This is a genomic window from Pseudomonas proteolytica, assembly GCF_007858275.1.
Taxonomy (GTDB): domain Bacteria; phylum Pseudomonadota; class Gammaproteobacteria; order Pseudomonadales; family Pseudomonadaceae; genus Aquipseudomonas; species Aquipseudomonas proteolytica.
On record NZ_VFEV01000049.1, the window covers coordinates 1 to 18,519 of the forward strand.

16 protein-coding genes are annotated in these 18,519 nt (G+C 58.8%); 12 read left to right on the plus strand and 4 right to left on the minus strand.

Annotated features, from left to right (window positions below; genetic code table 11):
• Positions 1–139 precede the first annotated feature (139 nt).
• The 9 genes from FIV38_RS26385 to FIV38_RS26425 all read left to right on the plus strand — a co-directional run bounded on the left by FIV38_RS26385 (position 140) and on the right by FIV38_RS26425 (position 10,173).
• Entirely contained in the window at positions 140–2,044 is a 1,905-nt protein-coding gene (locus FIV38_RS26385) for a fimbria/pilus outer membrane usher protein (protein ID WP_235861036.1), read from the plus strand.
• Positions 2,041–3,096 carry a fimbrial protein gene (locus FIV38_RS26390; RefSeq protein WP_092236158.1) on the plus strand — a complete coding sequence of 352 codons (1,056 nt, stop codon included), beginning with the start codon at positions 2,041–2,043 and terminating at the stop codon, positions 3,094–3,096. The genes FIV38_RS26385 and FIV38_RS26390 overlap by 4 nt, the downstream gene beginning before the upstream one ends.
• A gap of 28 nt (positions 3,097–3,124) precedes the next feature.
• Positions 3,125–4,318 (plus strand): EAL domain-containing response regulator, encoded by a 1,194-nt coding sequence (locus FIV38_RS26395; RefSeq protein ID WP_070994966.1) that lies wholly within the window; start codon positions 3,125–3,127, stop codon positions 4,316–4,318.
• A gap of 110 nt (positions 4,319–4,428) precedes the next feature.
• A complete protein-coding gene (locus FIV38_RS26400) occupies positions 4,429–5,055 on the plus strand; it encodes a response regulator transcription factor (RefSeq protein WP_070994965.1) in 627 nt (208 codons plus the stop codon).
• Positions 5,055–7,208, plus strand: coding sequence for an ATP-binding protein (locus FIV38_RS26405; protein WP_070994964.1), 2,154 nt, complete (start codon positions 5,055–5,057; stop codon positions 7,206–7,208). Before FIV38_RS26400 ends, FIV38_RS26405 begins: the two co-directional genes overlap by 1 nt.
• Before the next feature lie 146 nt (positions 7,209–7,354).
• Complete coding sequence (locus tag FIV38_RS26410) at positions 7,355–8,569, plus strand: EAL domain-containing response regulator (protein ID WP_092236161.1); 1,215 nt, start codon at positions 7,355–7,357, stop codon at positions 8,567–8,569.
• 23 nt (positions 8,570–8,592) lie between these two features.
• Positions 8,593–9,033, plus strand: coding sequence for an ANTAR domain-containing protein (locus tag FIV38_RS26415; protein WP_070994962.1), 441 nt, complete (start codon positions 8,593–8,595; stop codon positions 9,031–9,033).
• 35 nt (positions 9,034–9,068) lie between these two features.
• Positions 9,069–9,548: a VOC family protein gene (locus tag FIV38_RS26420; protein WP_070994961.1), complete on the plus strand. Its 480-nt coding sequence runs from the start codon at positions 9,069–9,071 to the stop codon at positions 9,546–9,548.
• Between the two features lie 55 nt (positions 9,549–9,603).
• Positions 9,604–10,173 (plus strand): nucleotidyltransferase family protein, encoded by a 570-nt coding sequence (locus tag FIV38_RS26425; RefSeq protein WP_092236167.1) that lies wholly within the window; start codon positions 9,604–9,606, stop codon positions 10,171–10,173.
• 18 nt (positions 10,174–10,191) lie between these two features.
• Here FIV38_RS26425 and FIV38_RS26430 read toward each other — a convergent pair whose 3' ends face one another.
• Positions 10,192–10,734, minus strand: coding sequence for a hypothetical protein (locus FIV38_RS26430; protein ID WP_092236169.1), 543 nt, complete (start codon positions 10,732–10,734; stop codon positions 10,192–10,194).
• A gap of 135 nt (positions 10,735–10,869) precedes the next feature.
• Positions 10,870–11,370, minus strand: coding sequence for an Lrp/AsnC family transcriptional regulator (locus tag FIV38_RS26435; protein WP_070994957.1), 501 nt, complete (start codon positions 11,368–11,370; stop codon positions 10,870–10,872).
• 120 nt (positions 11,371–11,490) lie between these two features.
• Between FIV38_RS26435 and FIV38_RS26440 the strand changes: the two genes are divergently transcribed.
• The 3 genes from FIV38_RS26440 to FIV38_RS26450 all read left to right on the plus strand — a co-directional run bounded on the left by FIV38_RS26440 (position 11,491) and on the right by FIV38_RS26450 (position 15,313).
• Positions 11,491–12,525 (plus strand): histone deacetylase family protein, encoded by a 1,035-nt coding sequence (locus FIV38_RS26440; RefSeq protein ID WP_092236172.1) that lies wholly within the window; start codon positions 11,491–11,493, stop codon positions 12,523–12,525.
• A gap of 101 nt (positions 12,526–12,626) precedes the next feature.
• Complete coding sequence (locus tag FIV38_RS26445; protein WP_092236175.1) at positions 12,627–14,027, plus strand: amino acid permease; 1,401 nt, start codon at positions 12,627–12,629, stop codon at positions 14,025–14,027.
• Positions 14,028–14,185: 158 nt separating this feature from the next.
• The gene (locus tag FIV38_RS26450; RefSeq protein WP_070994955.1) at positions 14,186–15,313 is read left to right on the plus strand and encodes a GGDEF domain-containing protein; all 1,128 of its coding nucleotides are present in this window, start codon (positions 14,186–14,188) and stop codon (positions 15,311–15,313) included.
• Between the two features lie 2 nt (positions 15,314–15,315).
• On the opposite strand, the gene FIV38_RS26455 is transcribed toward FIV38_RS26450, so the two are convergent.
• Both FIV38_RS26455 and FIV38_RS26460 read right to left on the minus strand, forming a co-directional pair.
• On the minus strand, positions 15,316–17,502 hold the full coding sequence (locus FIV38_RS26455; RefSeq protein ID WP_092236177.1) for a response regulator: 2,187 nt from the start codon (positions 17,500–17,502) through the stop codon (positions 15,316–15,318).
• An 85-nt stretch (positions 17,503–17,587) separates the two neighbouring features.
• Positions 17,588–18,439: a CAP domain-containing protein gene (locus tag FIV38_RS26460; RefSeq protein ID WP_029295102.1), complete on the minus strand. Its 852-nt coding sequence runs from the start codon at positions 18,437–18,439 to the stop codon at positions 17,588–17,590.
• Positions 18,440–18,519 lie beyond the last annotated feature (80 nt).

Consider the following 18,519-nt stretch of genomic DNA (forward strand, 5'->3'; position numbering starts at 1 on the left):
TTGATGGTCTTGAATCGGAACACTGCTGCTAAGCTTATCCACAATTGCTGGGGCAAAAATCAGCAATCCGTCCTGGGTCAATTTTCAGTCGGCAGGGTGGGTCAGTTTTAAATCAGCGCCAACAGCAGAGACCGATATTGTGTCCTGGCGCAGCCGCTTGATGATCGGCCAGGGCAGTACCGGTAACGTCATTTTCGATAGCTTCTCGTTCAGCGGCGTGCAGTTGGCAAGCAGCAGCGAAATGCTGCCGGAAAGCCTGCGTGGCTATGCTCCGGTGATTCGCGGCGTGGCGGCCAGCAATGCCCGGGTCGAAATCCGTCAGAACGGCTACACCGTCTACAGTACACAAGTGCCTGCTGGCCCCTTTGCCTTGAACGATGTGTATCCCGGCACCCTCAGCGGTGACTTGCAGGTCAGTGTGATCGAGGCCGACGGTACGAAAAAGGTGTTTACCGTACCTTACTCGGCCGTGCCCAACATGCTGCGCGACGGTATCACCGACTACCAACTGAATCTGGGCCGTTACCGTGACGGGCGTAGCCAGTACCAGCCGAACTTTATCCAGGCAGGCGTGGCCCGAGGCTTATCGCGAGATATCACGCCCTATGGTGGTGTGCTGGTGGCGCAGAACTACCGGGCTGGGGTTGTGGGCGTCGGCAAGAACCTGGGCGCCTGGGGGGCGTTGTCCCTCGACCTGTCGTTGTCGGATACGGATCTTGCCAGCCGGGATAACAAGCGCGGGCAAAGCGTGCGCTTTCTGTACTCCAAGTCCTTGAACACTTTGGGCACCGAGTTCCGTCTGGCCGGCTACCGCTATTCCACGGCCGGCTACTACGACTTCAACGACGCTGTCGCCGAGCGTGACCGCTGGGACTCGGGTGTATACCGCCATGACTACCTGGACGACAGCCAGAACTACCGTGGCGTGCCCGAATGGACCGAGGCGCGCCAGCGCAGCTACTACGCCAGCAGTTTCAACAACAAACGCCAGCGTCTGGACCTGTCGGTGAACCAGAGAATCGGTGATGTTTCCAGTCTCTACCTCAATATCAGCAATCAGAGTTACTGGGGCGAAGTCGGGCAGGACCGGACCGTGCAGGCTGGTTTCAATAGTGCCTATGAAAACATCAGTTACGGCCTGTTCGTCCAGGACACCCGCAGCAATATGGTCTATGGCGAGCGCAGTGTGAATCTCACGCTGTCGCTGCCATTAGGAACGGGTGGGCGCTACATCAACTCCAGTTCCAGCGTCAGCCATACCAAGCGCACAGGCACGACCTACAACACCGGCATCAATGGCACGCTGCTTGATGACAGTCGTTTGAACTATGGCGCCCAGGTCAGCCATAACGCGCAGGCAGGCAGCAACAGTTCGGTGAACCTCGGTTACCAGGGCAGCAAAGGAAACGTGGACTTCAACCACAGCTACGGTCGCCAATACCAGCAGACATCCCTGGGTATGGCGGGCGGTCTGGTGGTACATGAAGGCGGTGCGACTTTGACCCAGCCGTTGCATAACACCCTGGTGCTGGTGGAGGCCAAAGGTGCCGAGGGCGTGGGCCTGGACAACCAGGGTGGCGCCGCTATCGACAAATCCGGCTTTGCAGTGATGACATCCGCGATGCCTTACCGGCAGAACCGCGTGGGCCTGCGCACCGAAGATATCGGTGCGGGCCTGGAAATCCCCATGCCAGCACGAGATGTGGTGCCCACCCGCGGTGCGATCGTACGCGTCAAGTTTGATACCCACCAAGGCCGTAACGTGTTGGTGCACAGCAAGCGTCCCGACGGCTCGGTCCCGCCGATAGGCGCTACCGTGTTTGGCCATGACGGCAGAAGCAACGGCGTGGTGGGCACTGATGGCGAAATCTTTATTTCCGGTGTCGCCGATGGCGACCGCCTGCTGGTGAAGTGGGGCAGCGGGGCAGGGGACGCCTGTTCATTAGTGTTGCCGGGCAATCCCGGCAACATGGCGCAACCTACCCAGGGCTATGACACCGTTTCACTGATCTGCAACACCGTCCCCGAGGCACCGCTGCCATGAAGTCTACGTTTGAAAATACCCTGAAGTTGCTGGCTCTGTTATTGGCTATGTGCTGGTCCCAAGTGGCTTTGTCCATGACCTGCAGCACTGCTCTCGGCGGCTCCACCGAGGTACTTAACATGGGTGCGATAAAGGTCACGCCAGCCCAGGTGAGGGCCGGTGCGGAGATCTGGCGCTCGGCAACGATAAGTCGGCAGTTTATGTGTTCTGAACGGCCAAACAGTCTGAATGAAGACACACTCAAGGCGTTTTTTTTTCTAGATCCAATCAGCACGGTGTCAGGGCTGGATCGGTCCCTGGAAGTCGGTGTGACTTATCTGGGGCGCAACACCAAGGCTTCCCACGGCTCCAGAATCAACCTTGGGACGGCCGTAAACTGCACGCCGTTCTGCGAGCCAGGCAGCACAATGACTGGTTACAACCGTTACTACGCGCTACCCATCAGTGTGTCATTTCAGGTGTACGTTAAGTTGACCGGAATAACCCCGCCGGGCAGCGGCAAAATAGCCAACCCTGGCACCCTGACAGTGCTCAGGCTGGCAGGAGGCAACGATACGTTTGGCAACTTACCGGCCAGCAATTTTGCAACCACACTGTCAGGCCTCAACACTGTGTCGTTCACGTCCTGCCAGCCGACCATCACCGTCACCGGAAACAGCGGTGCAACCGTTGGCTTTGGGTCTATCTCACAGAAGAACGCGGTGCTCAACAAGATAGAAAAACAGGTGCCATTCTCGGTCAACGTGAACATGAGCAGTGTCGATAATGGCCAGGCCTGCCCTGGCGCGACGATGCAGGCGGCGTTCAGTACCACTTACACAGTTCGCGACCAGACCACCATCCTGCCTGCCAGCAACAGTGGCTTTGGCATCGTGTTGGCGCGGGCGACGGCACCCACTGTGCCGATTGTCATGAACCGTATCGTCGACCTGGGCCTGGTCAATGGCAGCGTGGTGCAAAACCGTTTCACGGCCGGGCTAAAATGGCTCAGTACAACCCCCAGGGTGGGGCCTTTCACGGCCTCCGCGACCGTGGATATCACCTTCAAGTAATCGGCCTGATCTGTCTGGAGTGCGTTCAATGATGTCGTTGCGAGTACTGGTGCTCGATGCCCAGCTGTCTTCGCGCAAGCTCAAGGTTGCATCACTCGGCGCGCTGGGCACGCGGGCGGTCTATCAGGCCAGCCACTGCGATAAGGCGATGGCGATCCTGCGCCAGGTTGACGGTGTGGACATTGTAGTATGTGAACTCAACAACGACACATTGGCGCGTTTCGACTTTCTGCTGGCGGCTGCCAGGGACGGTCTGGTCAGTGCCGTGGTGCTGTGCTCGGCGCTTGCACCGCAACTGCATCGCGCCTTGGAGCGGATCAATCTATTCGCCAGGATCAGCCTGGCGGGTGTGGTCGGGCCGGATGCACCCGTCCAGCAGTGGCATTTGATTTTGACTCACTATATCCGCCGTAAAACCATGTCCCATACGCTCCCAGCGATCCTGTTCAAGCTGCCCACCGAGTACGAAGTCAGGCAAGGCCTTGCCGCCGGGCAGTTCAACGCCTGGTTCCAGCCCAAGTTTGATCTGCGGCGCGAGGCATTGTGTGGCGTCGAGGCGCTGGTGCGTTGGGAACACCCCAGTCGCGGGGTGTTGTTGCCTAGGGATTTTCTCTCGGCGGTGCTGGCGTACGACTTGATCGATGACATGTTCAAGCAGGTGTTTAGCCAGGGCCTGGATTTGCTCGATGCCTTGGGGCAGGGCGGTAGGCATCTGGAAGTGGCGTTTAACCTGCATGCTTCGCAGTTGGCCAGCTTCGATCTGCCGAGCTACGTCGAGGCCGCCTTGATCGAGCGCAAGTTGCCGGGCAGTGCGGTGTCGTTTGAGATAGCCCAAAACGGTTTGCTGGACATGAGCCTGGCGACCATGGCCAGCCTATTGCGTCTAAAGGGGTTGGGGTGTGGTTTGTCCATCGATGATTTCGGCGTGGGGTTTTCTTCCCTGACCTTGCTCTGCCAACTGCCGTTCAACCAACTCAAACTCGACGCTTCATTGGTTGAGGAGCTGTCGGACGAAAACAGTCGGGCGATGCTGGCAACCAGCGTTGCCCTGTCCAGGGCCGTTGGCATGAGCCTGATGGTCGAAGGTGTCAGCAGCCAAGCTATCCAGGATACTGTGATTGCCATGGGCGGCACATTTGCCCAGGGGTTTCACCTAGCCAAGCCGATGACGGCCAAACGGCTCCTGCACTGGTTGGGCAGTACCGCACCCGCTGTTGAATAAAAATAATAGGGCCGATGTGGAGCGGACTATGCTTGTACGGCATTCCCGTCACTTGATATTCCTCCCTCGACGTCTTTGTCACTTTGGCAAATTGGATAAGTGAGGTAACTATGCGTAAAGCGTTGGTCGTGGATGATCATCCCATCGTGCGTGCAACCGTGAAAATGGTCTTGCAGTACGAGCATTTTGACGTGATCGTCGAGGCCGCCGACGGTGCGGATGCCGTGCAGCAGGCTCGCCAGTTGCAGCCTGATCTGGTTGTGCTGGATATCTCGATGCCCAAGCTCGATGGTCTGGAGGCCATACGCCGGATTGTCGACTTGAATATTGGCACGCGGATTCTGGTCCTCACTTCCCTGGAACCTGCTTTGTACCTCAAGCGCTGCATGGTGGCCGGTGCGGCGGGCTTTCTGTCCAAGGTCGATGATCTGGATGACTTACAGCGTGCGGTCAATGTGCTGATGTCTGGTTACACCCATTTTCCCAACCTGACCATCGGTTCGGTGCGCCGCAGCGACAATGAGATTGATGAGGCTCGGGTCATCGACAGCCTGTCGGACCGCGAGTTGGTGATTTTCAAGCACCTGGCGCAGGGCCGCAGCAACAAGGAAATAGGCGATTCAATGCTGCTCAGCAACAAAACCATCAGCACCTATAAAACCCGGCTGCTGGAGCGGTTTGAGGTCACCTCAGTAGTTTCGCTGGCGGAAGTGGCCAAGCGCAACAGTATTGTGTGATGAGCCGCGTCAGGTTTTTTCTCGCCGCCACACTGCTGGCCAGTCTGCCTTTGGCCCAGGGCGAGACGCTGTCAGCGTCGGTCGGCCCCCATGAATTTGATTTGAGCTTCAAAGTGCACACCGGCGCCGACACAGGGTTCTACCTGCTCATGGCGTTGACCAGTCTTGTCTCGATAGTTTGCTGGCATGGTGCCTGTGTGTTCTGGCGACGGCGCAGGCTGGATGGCAACCGAGTACTGGCCGCCCAAGTGGCCGCAATGCGATCAATGCTCGATAACACACCACAGCCGGTATTTATCCGTGACGCTCAGGGGCGGCTGGTTGCGTGCAACGACAGCTATCTAGATTTCCTGTCCACGGACCTGGATCAGTTGCTGGGCAAGAAGGTAACCGACGGCAAACACATGGCCCCGGATGAGGCCGCGCAATATCATGCGTTCTACCTCAAAGTGATGCGCAATCGCTTGCCTGAAATCGGCGGCGGGATCCTGGTCGCACCCTTTGGTCAGACGGTAGCGATTTTTCACTGGATATTTCCGTGCTTTGATACCCAAGGCAACGCGATCGGTGTGATGGCGGGGTGGATCGATGTCAGCGACCGTCAGCAATTGGTTGACCAGCTCAAAGCCTCGCAAAAGGAAGCCGAGGATGCCAACAAGGCGAAGACGACTTTCCTGGCAACCATGAGCCATGAGATCCGCACGCCGATGAACGCGGTGCTGGGCATGCTGGAAATGGCATCCAAACGTGCCGAACAGGGGATTGTCGACCAGGTTTCGCTGGACGTCGCGTCTAGCGCCGCCAACGGCCTGGTGGACCTGATCGGCGATATCCTCGACATTGTGCGCATTGAGTCCGGGCAATTGAACCTGGCTCCGGGGCGGGTGAATCTGCAGGAGTTGTCTCGTTCGGTGGCACGAATTTTCGACGGGGTGGCACAGCAAAAATTCCTGGACCTGCGGGTCGAACTCGACAGTCGCGCCGACTGCGACGTGTGGGTGGATTCGCTGCGCCTCAAGCAAATCCTCTCGAACCTGCTGAGCAATGCGATCAAGTTCACCGTTATCGGCGAAGTGCGCTTCTCACTACGTTGTGTCGTGGTCGGGGGCGGCGAGGAGTTGGACCTGATCTTCAACGTGATGGACACCGGGATCGGTATTTCCCAGGACGATCAGGCCCGATTGTTCAGCCCATTCAGCCAGGTGGGCAACCCTGCTGATACGATGCGTACTGGCTCCGGTCTGGGTCTGACGATTACCCGTACCTTGTGCGAGATGATGCATGGCCAGTTGTCCCTAACCAGCAGCCTGGGAGGGGGTACCGATGTCTCGGTGGCGCTAAGGTTGCCGATCCTTGAGCCGGTAGCACCGGCAGCTGTACCTCTGGTTGAGCCGGTGCAACCCGCCAGACGTCTGCGGGCGCTGGTGGTAGATGATTACCCGGCCAACCGTGTGCTGCTGTCCCAGCAACTGACTTACCTGGGGCACGATGTCAGTGATTCCGAGGACGGCGCCCATGGGTTGCGCGCTTGGCGCAAGGGCGCCTTTGATGTGGTGATCTCCGATTGCCATATGCCGATAATGAACGGTTATGACCTGGCTAGCGCTATCCGCGCAGAAGAGGCGCGCTTGCAGTTGCCCCGTTGCCTGATTATCGGCCTTACCGCTAATGCGCTGCCGGAAGAGAAACAGCGCTGCCTGGATTCCGGCATGGACGACTGCCTGTTCAAGCCCATCAGCCTTCGCGATCTGAGCGAGCGCCTGGTATCGGCTCGCCCCAGGACACTGGCGGCCGAACTTCAGGTGGCGCAGTTGGGACAAGGCCAGACACTTGATCTGAGTACCTTGAGGCAATTGGCTAGAGGCGACGAACAGGCAATCAGCACGCTGGTGCGGGACCTGGCAGACAGCCTGGACAGCGACAGGGTGCGATTGCTCGAAGGCTATGGCACAGGAGATCTTAAAGTGCTTGCCGAGCTGGCTCATCGGGTCAAGGGGGGGGGCAGGATCGTGGGTGGGCAAAACGTCATCATCCACTGCACCCGCCTGGAGGCGGCTTGCCAAATCAGGGAGCCGGCCCAGCTTGAAACCGCCGTCACGGCCTTGACACAAGCCATGGTGACACTGAGCGCGGAGCTCAAAAGATTAGGCTGAAGTCGGTTTTGGAGAACTTTCCATCCATCACCGGAAACTTCCGATAAATGCATGGAGTTTTCTATTTCCATTTAGGAGTCTTCCTAGATACGCCGGCAAGAGGCGCCGTGAGAATGGGCGCATTCCCATCTCATGTGTGATTTGTCATGTCCTTTCTTCCCATCCGCGTTCTGGTCGTCGAGGAGCATCCCTTCAAGCAACTGGTAGCTACTCAGGCATTTAAGGAGGCGGGGTGTGATTGGGTGATGGCTGCGGCCGATCTGGCCGCTGCGCTCGCGTTGCTTGATCGTGCAGGGCCGGTGGATATCGTGCTCTGCACCTTGAAGAAAGAGGGTATGCAAGGGTTGACGGTCCTTGAAGTGCTCAGTCGCACTCTTCAGGTCAAGTCCGCCATCATCTGCAGTGGGCACACCCAGGATCTGCATGACGCCATCGAACGCATGATCGGCCTGCTTGGGGTCGGCGTCCTGGGTTATGTCGATGTCCCGGTGCGAGCGGGTGCGATTGCTTCGATGTTGACGCGCTATCTGGAAACGACGGTGGCTCCTGCGTCTCAAGTCGCCAGGGAGGCGGGGCATGTACTCGCCAGCAAGGCTTGCCTGGAGCACGCTATTGCACGTTCTGAAGTTCAGGCTTTCCTTCAACCCAAGTTCAATTTACTGACGGGCGAAGTCGGCAGCCTTGAAGTGCTGGCGCGCTGGCAACATCCACAGCACGGCGTATTGTGCCCGGCGGATTTCCTGCCGTTGATCAGCCGGTTCGACTTGATGGATGAGTTGTTTTTTGCCCTGATCGAGCAAGCGCTGACGTTCTTGCGGGAGGCACAGGATCAAGGGTACATGCTGTCGCTGGCGTTCAATCTGGAAGCCGCGCAACTGGCTCACGAATCCTTGCTCCCCCGCCTGTGCGAAGTGCTGGAGCGCCACGCCATCCCGGCGTCGCGGCTGACTTTCGAAATCACCGAAAGCGGCTTGCTGGAGGTCTCGCCCGGCGTGCTTGAAACCCTGATCCGCTTGCGGATGATGGGTGCCGGCCTGTCCATTGATGACTTCGGCATCGGCTACTCCTCGCTGGAGCGTCTGTGCCAGTTGCCGTTTACCGAAATCAAGCTAGACGCCAGTTTTGCCCGCGATCTGGATTCCAGCCCCCGTAACCGCGCAGTGATCAGCAGCACCTTGGCATTGGCGACCGCGCTGGACATGATGGTCGTGGTCGAAGGTGTCGAGCACGACAGCCAGCGCCAACAACTGCTCAAGCTGGGCTGCCAACAAGGCCAGGGTTATCTCTGTGCACGCCCCATGAGCACTGCATCTGTGTTGCCCTGGCTGGCAACGAAGCTGGCGTCGCACAACACTCTATGATGATTCGCAAGTAGGGGCTTCCCATGTCAAATCCGCGTTTGCGCATCGTGCTGGTCGATACCGATCCAGGGCGGCGAATGAGCATCGAGAAAGACCTCGGTTCTTTGGGATATCACCGGATCGTACCGGTCTCTTCGTTGCCAGAATTGATCGCGTTGCTGGACAACGCGCTGGATGTGTTTGACCTGCTGGTCATCAATGCAGAGACCGTTGGTGACGCAGGAACAGGATTCAATCAGTTGATGGATGAATACTCATGCGTCAGACACTCGCTGATCTATCAAGGTTCGGTCCTTCAGATGCTTCCATTTACCAACATACGCTTCAAGCGCTATGGTTTTCTGGCTTCTGGCGTTCCTGATCGGTCTAACTTGGAGCACGTTATGAGCCGGGTTGATGCACCGCTCCAGCCGATCAGGCCATCCTGCGAACAACGCAGGTGTGAAGGGGATTGCAGGGGCTAGACTGAAACAGTCAATTGCCTTCTTGGAGCATCCCGATGGCCTACAAAAACACCATCTGCCTCTGGTTCGACGGCACAGCTCTGGAGGCTGCCAGATTCTACGCCGCCACCTTCCCGGACAGCACCGTAGATGCCGTGCACACAGCGCCGGGCGATTATCCCGCGGGCAAGCAAGGCGATGTCCTGACCGTGGAATTCACCGTCATGGGCATCCCGTGCCTGGGCCTCAATGGCGGGCCGGGTACCCAGCACAACCAGGCGTTCTCATTCCAGGTGGCCACTGACGACCAGGCCGAAACGGATCGCCTGTGGCAAGCGATTGTCGGCAACGGCGGCGAGGAGGTTGCCTGTGGCTGGTGCCGTGACAAGTGGGGCCTGTCCTGGCAAATCACCCCGCGCGTGCTCACGGCAGCGATCATCCATCCCGATCCTGCGGCGGCCAAGCGCGCATTCAATGCAATGATGGGCATGGTGAAAATCGACATCGCCGGCATTGAGGCGGCGCTCAAGGGTTGATGAGACTCTGGTATAACCTGGGTTTTCAACATGCAGTAACGGCAAGGGAATGCGTATGAAATTGACGGCCCAGAGGCTGGTCGAACTGGCGATGGTCAACCCCATCAACGCTGAACTGGTGGCGCGCCTGCCAGCCCTTGGCCTGGACCAATGCCTGCTGACGGCAGGTTGCCTGTTCCAGGCGGTGTGGAATCATCAGGCCGGGCTGAGCCCCGATTGGGGGGTGAAGGATTACGACGTGTTCTACTTTGACACCGATATGTCCTGGGAAGCCGAGAATGAGGTGATTGAGCGCGCCAGTGAGCTCTTGCGCGATCTGGATGTAAACATTGAAGTGAAGAACCAGGCGCGTGTACACCTCTGGTATCCGCAGCGGTTCGGCATGCCTTACCCGCAATTGCACACAGCCCGGGGTGGGGTAGATCGCTACTTGGTGGCGGGCACTTGCATCGCCTTGGCCGTGGACACGGGGGAAATCTATGCGCCCTACGGCCTGGCCGACGCCGAGCAGGGAATACTTCGGCTCAACCCCATCACCCCGCAGCCAGAGCTATTCGAGCACAAGGCCAGGAGCTATCAGGCTCGTTGGCCATGGCTCAGGATTGAAGACCCACGAACTGCGTAGAGACGGACTCGTTCACGGCTACGACGGTTGTACGCGTTTCTCGAGGGCCTCTTCCTCATAGCGCCTTATTGCTTCATTCACGATGCTGTCGATTTGTGGTGAGTAATTCTCGATATTGGCCTTGCCGCTTTTCAGATAAAGCGCGTGGTACATCAACTGGTCGCTCAATGTTGAGTACCAGTTTTCATCATCGCCCACCAGCGGCAAGATCGATTCGGCGGAGTACAGCAAGAACCCAACAAAGTACTCATATTTTTCATATTCCTCGCTGCCCGGCTTAAAGCTCTCAAATTTCGGCGACTCAATCGGGTAGGAGGCTGCGGAAAAATTCGGGTTTGCAAAGGCCAGGGAAATGTAGTCTTTGTAGATCGACTTGGCCGAAGCCAGTTTCGATTCATTCAACTGATCGTAGGCAACGAATGCTGCACTAAAGGCAACCGCCAATGTGAAAAAAGATGAGACTGCGCTGAACTTTTCATACTTTTGCTCTGACGGGACTGCGGCCCATAGCTTGTAAAAAACAAACAGTGCCCCAACGGCGGCGATAACCAAAAAAATCATTTGAAACCGTCCTAGTTAATCCGAATATATTGACTGTTTATTGCTTTTTGCTAGTGACGGACGCTTACGAGTGAAGCGTTGTCAGGATTTCGCTATCGGCAGATGCGCGCGAGTCTTTAGGCTCGCAGCCCTCCCTCACTTATCCCGACGCCCTGGAATCGCCACCCGGCTGGTGGTCTTCACCTCGCGCAGCGCCAGGCTCGACTGGATCGAGGCAATCCCCAACTGGCGCCGCAGCACGCTTTCGACAAAGTCGCTGTAGCTATCCAGATCTTCGGCCAATACCTGCAACAGATAATCGGCATCGCCGGTGATCTTGTGGCAGGCCTGCACCTGCGGCAGTTGCTTGATCACGGCCTCGAAGGCCTCGGGCGTGTGGTCGGTATGGGTGGAGAAGCGGATGTGGACAAATGCCATGATATCAAGCCCCAGCTTGCGACGGTCCAGGTTGGCCTGGTAATCCTTGATCACGCCTTCTTCCTCCAGACGTTTGCGTCGGCGCCAGCACGGCGTGAGGCTCAAGGACAGGCGTTCGCTCAATTCAGCGTTGGAAATGCTCGCGTCTTCTTGCAGCAGCGCGAGGATGGCCAGGTCGGTGTCGTCAAGCGTGGGGCGGTTGGATAGATTTTTCTTCATTGTCTTTTTTTTGAGGAAATATTCCCGATAAAGCTAGCATTGCGAGAAGTAAAAGCAAAGAAAGCCCCTCAAGCCCCGAACAAAATAGACGCCTGAACCTCATTAGGCGGATATCTTCCCATGTTGACTGTTTTCAGCGATTCCCACCGTTTGCACCATGGCACCGAACTGAAAGATGGTGTCCTCAAGCCGTCCTTCGAACAGCCGAGCCGGGCCGATACCGTGCGTGATCGGGTCAGGCATGTCGGCTTGGGCGATATCATCGTGCCGCGCACGTTTGATCGTGCCTGCTACGTCAACGCCCACAGCGAGCGCTACGTATCCTTCCTTGAAACCGCCTGGGCACAGTGGACAGCCGTAGGCCGCAGCCATGACGCTTTACCCCTGGTCTGGCCGGTACGCGACTTGGCCAATCAACAGGTGCCGGACTTTATCGATGGCAAGCTCGGCTTTTTTGCCATGGACGCCGGTTCGCCGATCACCGCCAACACCTGGGACGCGGTGAAGACCAGCGCCGATATTGCGCTTACAGGCCTGGCCTTGATCGATGAAGGCCACGACAGCGCCTTCGCCCTGTGCCGCCCACCTGGACATCATGCTGCGCGCGAATACATGGGCGGTTATTGCTACCTCAACAACGCCGCCATCGCCGCGCAACAGGCAATTACCCAGGGCGCGGAGCGGGTGGCAGTGCTGGATGTGGACTTTCACCATGGCAATGGCACACAGAACATCTTCTATGACCGCCCGGATGTGATGTTTATCTCCCTGCACGGCGAGCCTTCGGTGTCTTATCCGTACTTCTCAGGTTTCCATACGGAGCAGGGCACGGGTGCCGGTGAAGGGTTCAACCTGAACTATCCATTGCCCAAGAACACCAGTTGGCAGGCCTACAAAAGTGCGTTGCTCGATGCCTGTAAAAAACTGCGCGACTTTGCCCCGCAAGTATTGGTGATCTCCCTGGGTGTCGACACGTTCAAGGACGATCCCATCAGCCATTTCCTGTTGGAAAGCCATGACTTTCTAGGCATGGGCGAGATCATCGCCAGCGTCGGCGTGCCCACGCTGTTTGTGATGGAGGGTGGCTATATGGTCGACGAGATCGGCATCAATGCGGTCAATGTGCTGCACGGCTACGAGAGCCAACGCGCCTGAGGATTCAACGCCCAAAGTCCGAACCACGTTGACCCCAACAATAAAAAACCTTCGATATTTTTCTGCCAAAACTCAAAAACATAAGAGCAAGAGGTTTTGTGATGAAAACATCTGCACCCGGGCTGGAAAAGCCAGCGCTTCAACGCACCCTCAGTAATCGTCATATTCAACTGATGGCCATGGGCGGCGCGATTGGTACGGGCCTGTTCATGGGCTCGGGAAAGATCATTGCCTTGTCTGGCACCTCGATCATCCTGATCTACATGATCATCGGCCTGTTCGTGTATTTCGTCATGCGGGCCATGGGCGAGTTGCTGTTATCCAACCTGAACTTCAAGAGCTTCGCGGACTTTGCCGGTGCGTACCTGGGGCCGCGCGCGGCGTTTTTTCTTGGCTGGTCCTACTGGTTGAGCTGGAGCGTGGCGGTGGTCGGGGACGCGGTGGTAGTGGGCGGGTTCTTCCAGTACTGGTTCCCCAATGTGCCGGCCTGGATGCCGGCCATAGGCATGATGCTGACGCTGTTTACCTTGAACGTGCTGACCGTAAAGTTGTTCGGTGAGGTTGAGTTCTGGTTTGCGATCATCAAGCTCATCGCGGTTGTGACGCTGATCGGTGTGAGTGTGTTGCTGATCGGCAGTTCATTTGTCTCGCCCACGGGCGTAACGGCGTCGCTGGGCAACCTCCTGGATAAACAGGCGGTGTTTCCCAACGGCTTGCTCGGGTTCTTCGCCGGCTTCCAGATGGCGATCTTTTCTTTTGCCGGCACCGAGCTGATTGGCACAGCGGCAGCGGAAACGCGCTCGCCGGAAAAAACCTTGCCCAAGGCCATCAACTCGATTCCGCTGCGCATCATCCTGTTTTATGTGCTGGCCCTGGCGTGCATTATCGCGGTCACCTCGTGGCAGGCGGTGTCACCGACCAAGAGCCCGTTTGTGGAGTTGTTCCTGATCGCCGGCTTTCCGGCAGCCGCCGGTATCGTCAACTTTGTGGTGCTGACCTCGGCGGCGTCCTCGGCCAACAGTGGGGTGTTTTCCGCCAGCCGCATGCTGTTCGGCCTGGCCGACCTGGGCAGCGCGCCAGGGGTGTTCAAGCGATTGTCGAAAAATAGCGTTCCGTTTGTCAGTCTGGCGTTTACCACTTTCCTGATGCTGCTGGGCGTATTGCTGCTGTTCATCGTCCCGGAGGTCATGACAGCGTTTACCATCGTTTCCACCGTGTCCGCGATTCTGGTGATTTTTACCTGGTCGACCATCCTGGCGTCCTACATCGCCTACCGTAAGAAACGCCCTGACCTGCATGCCGCGTCACACTACAAAATGCCGGGTGGCGTGCCGATGGCGTGGTTTTCCCTGGCGTTCCTTGGGTTCGTCCTGTGCCTGCTGGCGCTGCGTCCTGATACCCGATTGGCGCTGTGTGTCATGCCGGGGTGGTTTATCTGGCTGGCGATTGCCTATCAGCTCTCGACGTTCAAAAAACGCTGGTCCTTGTCGCACTCCTTGTAAGGACCTGCTGCAGCGATCGCCAGCAAGCCGCCTCCTGCGGTAGCCCGATGGCTTTAACTCGGGCTTTTACCGCGTACCTGCAACGAATTTCGCTGTCCTGAGTGCTGGCAGGGTGCCACAATGCCATTTTGTCGCAGCACTAGGATCAGGCGAACCAAATGAATGGCCTTGGGCGTGAGCAGGACCAGGATTTTTTCATCGAAGAGCAGGTGCGCACTGATCGCCTGCGTCAGCTGTTTAGCCAATCATTCTCTGCGGTTTTTGGCAGTTATCTGGCCGCGGGCATGCTGTGCTGGCTGTGTTGGGACCGGCTTGATCCCCGCCTGATGATCGGTTGGCTGGTATTGCTGGCAGGCTCGTCGCTCCTGCGTGTGTCGATGTTCCTCCAGTATTTTCGCAGCCCCCGCAGCGAGCGCACGCCCCAGCGCTGGGAGCGTCATTACTGGATCACCCTGGTGCTGTCGGCCGGGATCTGGGGGGCAGGGGCCTTTGCCGTGATGCCCGCCGATGACCGGCTGACCCAGGCCCTGGTCATGCTCTTTGCCGTGGGCATGTCGGTCAGCGCGGTGTCGTGCTACTCGGCCTACCGTTACATGACCATAGTGTCCATGGCCCTGGTGCTGTTGCCGTGCACCCTGTGGCTGTTGTTTCAACCCTCCAAGATGCAAATGGGCATGGCTGTTGCTGTGCTGGTGTTCTCGTCATTTGTCGTGGGGGCGTCGCGTAAATTGTCCGAGGCCCTGGAGACGGCGTTTCGCCTGACCCGCGAAATAGAGCGGGCCCACAGTATTTCAACGCGCGCCGCCCAGACCGATGAACTCACCGGTTTGATGAACCGCCGCGCGTTCTTCGAAAATGCCCAGGTGCTCTATGACCAATGCAAGCGCACTCACCAGCCGCTATGCGCGTTGATGCTGGACATGGATCACTTCAAGGCGATCAACGACACCTACGGCCACCAGGCCGGCGATCAGGTGTTGCGCCAGATTGGCCAGGTGATCAGAGCGTCCTTTCGCCAGTCGGATATCTACGGTCGCCTGGGGGGCGAGGAGTTTGCGGTGCTGCTACCCAATACCACCCTGGAAGTGGCACAGGACATCGGCGAACAGTTGATCCGCGCCATTGCGCGCTTGACCATCGACCCGGTACAGGGATTGAGTGCGAGCCTGGGCGTAGCCCCGAACTATGCTGCGGGTGACGACTTGCAGCACTTGATGAATGCCGCTGACAAAGCCCTGTACCGCGCCAAGGCCATGGGGCGCAACCAGGTGGCGGTTGCGTCCTAGCCTCAATCCTTGCCCATGATCTTGGCCAGCACCCGGGAGATCTGGTCGGCGGAGTAGGGTTTGGCCAGGAACTCAAAGCCGTCGTAGCCACAATTGGCCAGCTCCTCGCTGTAGCCAGACGTCAGGATCACCGGCAGGTCGGGCCGGCGTCGGCGCAACTCACGGGCCAGCGCTACGCCACCCATGCCTGGCATCACCACGTCGGAAAACACCCCGTCGAACGCCCGGGCATCCGGGCCGATCATCTCCAGGGCTTCTTCGGCATGGGTGGCCCAGACGGTCTGGTAACCCAGGTCCTGCAGGATCTGGTTGGCGAAGCGGCCTACTTCCAGATTGTCTTCCACGATCAGGATGCGCCGCCGCGCGGCGTCCGGGTCCAGTTCCAGTGGTGCCTGGACCGTGTTGTCGAGGATCGACTCGGGCTCCACTTGTGGCAGGTACAACGTAAACACGGTGCCCTGGCCGAGCACACTGGCCACATCCACGTTGCCCCCCGATTGCTTGGCGAACCCGAACACCTGCGACAGCCCCAGCCCGGTGCCCTTGCCGACCTCCTTGGTGGTAAAGAACGGCTCGAAGATGCGTTCAAAGGTCGCCTGGGCAATCCCGCTGCCAGTGTCTGCCAGGGAGATTGCCACGAAGGGTTTGCCTGACCCGCCATGCCCGCGTATGCACGGCAACGGCTGGTCCCGGTCCAGGCGCAGCACCAGCGTGCCCTGGCCGTCCATCGCATCCCGGGCATTGAGGGCCATGTTGATCAAGGCCGTTTCAAATTGGCTGGAATCGGCGCAGACGTAACAGGCCAGTTCCGGCAATTGGACGCTGACATGGATTCGCGCGCCGGTGACCGTCTCCAGCATGTCGCCGATGTTCTGTACGCGCTGGCCCACATTGAACACTTGCGGGTTCAGCGGTTGGCGCCGGGCGAAGGCGAGCAACTGGCTGGTCAGCTTGCTGGCTCGCTCTACGGTATCGGTCACGGCGCTCATATAGCGCTGGCGGCGTTCTTCGGGCAGGTTGGGCATGCGCAGGAAGTCGACTGACGAGCGGATGATCGTCAGCAGGTTGTTGAAGTCGTGGGCCACGCCACCGGTCAACTGGCCGATGGCTTCAAGCTTCTGCGACTGGCGCAACGCCGCTTCGGTCTGGTTGAGCAGGGTGGTGCGTTCCACGACCCGCTGTTCCAGGGTCGCATTCAAATCGGCCAGTGCCGACAAGCCCTCGCGGACGATGGCATCGGCGCGCACCCGTTCGATATGCGCCCAGGAGCGCTCCGTGACCTCACCCAGCAGCGCCAGGTCGTAGGAAGACCAGCGGCGCGGCACGCGGTCGTGAATGGCCATCAGCGCGGTCAAGCGTCCGGACTTGATCAGCGGCATGCAAATCGTCGCCGTCACACCCAGAGCCTGGAAGGTCGCGGCTTCCTCGGGCGTCAGTTCCGTCAGGTTGTCATTAATGATCAACGGTTCACCGGCCTGCAGGCGCTCGACTGCCAATTGGCCGAAGTCGGCCAGGCGGTAGTGCCCGACAATGCTGGGCGAACCTTCTGCAGCCCAGTTGCCGCGAATGGTAAAGCCGTCTTCATCGGCCTCCATGTCGGCATAGGCGCAGTTGGACAGGTTCAGGTGGGTCGCCAGTATCTGTGTGGTGGCCGCCATGATCGCTGCAGGATCGGTGGCATTGGCTACACCGTTGCTAATCGCATCCAGCACGGCGAGGCGGCGGGCCATGAACACCGAGCCTGTAGTTTCGGTGACGGTATCGAGAATGCCCACGACGTTGCCGCAGGCATCGCGGATCGGGCTGTAGCAAAACGTGAAATAGGCCTGGTCCGGCGCATCACCACGCTCGACGATCAATGGGAAGTCTTCGATAAACGTTGCGTGGCCTGCAAATGCGGCATCGGCGATCGGGCTGATCTGGCTCCAGGCTTCCTGCCAGATGGTACTGAAGGGCTGGCCGAGTGCATCGGGTTTGCTACCAAGGATCGGGACGAAGGCGTCGTTGTACAGGGTGGTCAACTCGGGGCCCCACACCACCGCCTGGGGAAAGTGGGAGGCCAGGCTCAAGGACACGGTGGTCTTGAGCACATCCGGCCATTGGTCCATCGGCCCCAGGGGCGTGTTGGTCCAGTCGTGGCGGCGAACCCGTTCGGCCATTTCACCGCAGCCTTGTAGCCAGTCTGTCATCTACTCAACACCTAGTTCGTCCCACGTTGCGATATGGCACCGCAATATCAAACAACAGACCCGGGCAATGTCCGGCAGTTCAGCGCTACTGCACGCCCAGAAGTGCCGTCCAGTAAATCCCGGCATCGCTTTTCGGGTCCAGCCCGTAGGCGGCACCCAATTCGCGAAACTGCGGGTTCATCAAGTTGGCGCAGTGCCCGGGGCTGGCGAGCCAGCCATCGACCACTTTGCGCGGCGTATCCAGGCCCGCTGCAATATTTTCACCGACCTGCTGGGCCACGTAGCCAGCCAGCTCCGCGCGGTCGCCCGGGGTGCGGCCGTCGCGGTCCAGATGGTCGAAGAAGTTGTGGTTGGCCATGTTGCGTGCATGACTGTCGGCGGCGCTTGCCAGTTGCGCGTTCCAGGCCAGTGGCGTGGTGGCGGCGAAAGCCTGCTCGCCACATTGGCGCGGTTGCTTGCGGGCGGCGTTGACCATCTCCAGCAGTTGCGGGCCGGCCTCCTGGGAACTGGCCAGGCCGCGGCTCAGCAGCGGACGGGCGAGGACAATGCGCCAGTCCTGGCCATTGTTGCTGACGCCGATATCGACGAACTGCGGGTCCAGCACCACGCGGCAGAAACTCTCGCGCACCGCTTTCATCGCCGATTGCGCGTCGCGAGGCCCGGACAGGCTGATCGCCTGGACATTCACCATCGGGTAGGCCGCCTGGGCCAGGTCCTGCTGCAAATCGCCGGCATTATTGACCGGCAATACCAGGCGTGGGTCGACCGCCAGTGGCGGCAGCTCCTGGGAGCCCTGGTCGCCACAGCGTTGCAGTTGGCTGCGGTACTGGTTGATTGAGTCGATCAATTGACTCTCTTCGCTCGCCGACGCCGTGGCGCAAAACACCAGGCTGGCGGCCAGCGTCGTAACACCCATCATCAATGACAGAACGCGCATGGACGTTTCTCTTGAGCATGAAAGTGCCCATGATGCGCGATCAAGGGGCGCAGATGCACCCCTTGGGCAACATTTTGCCC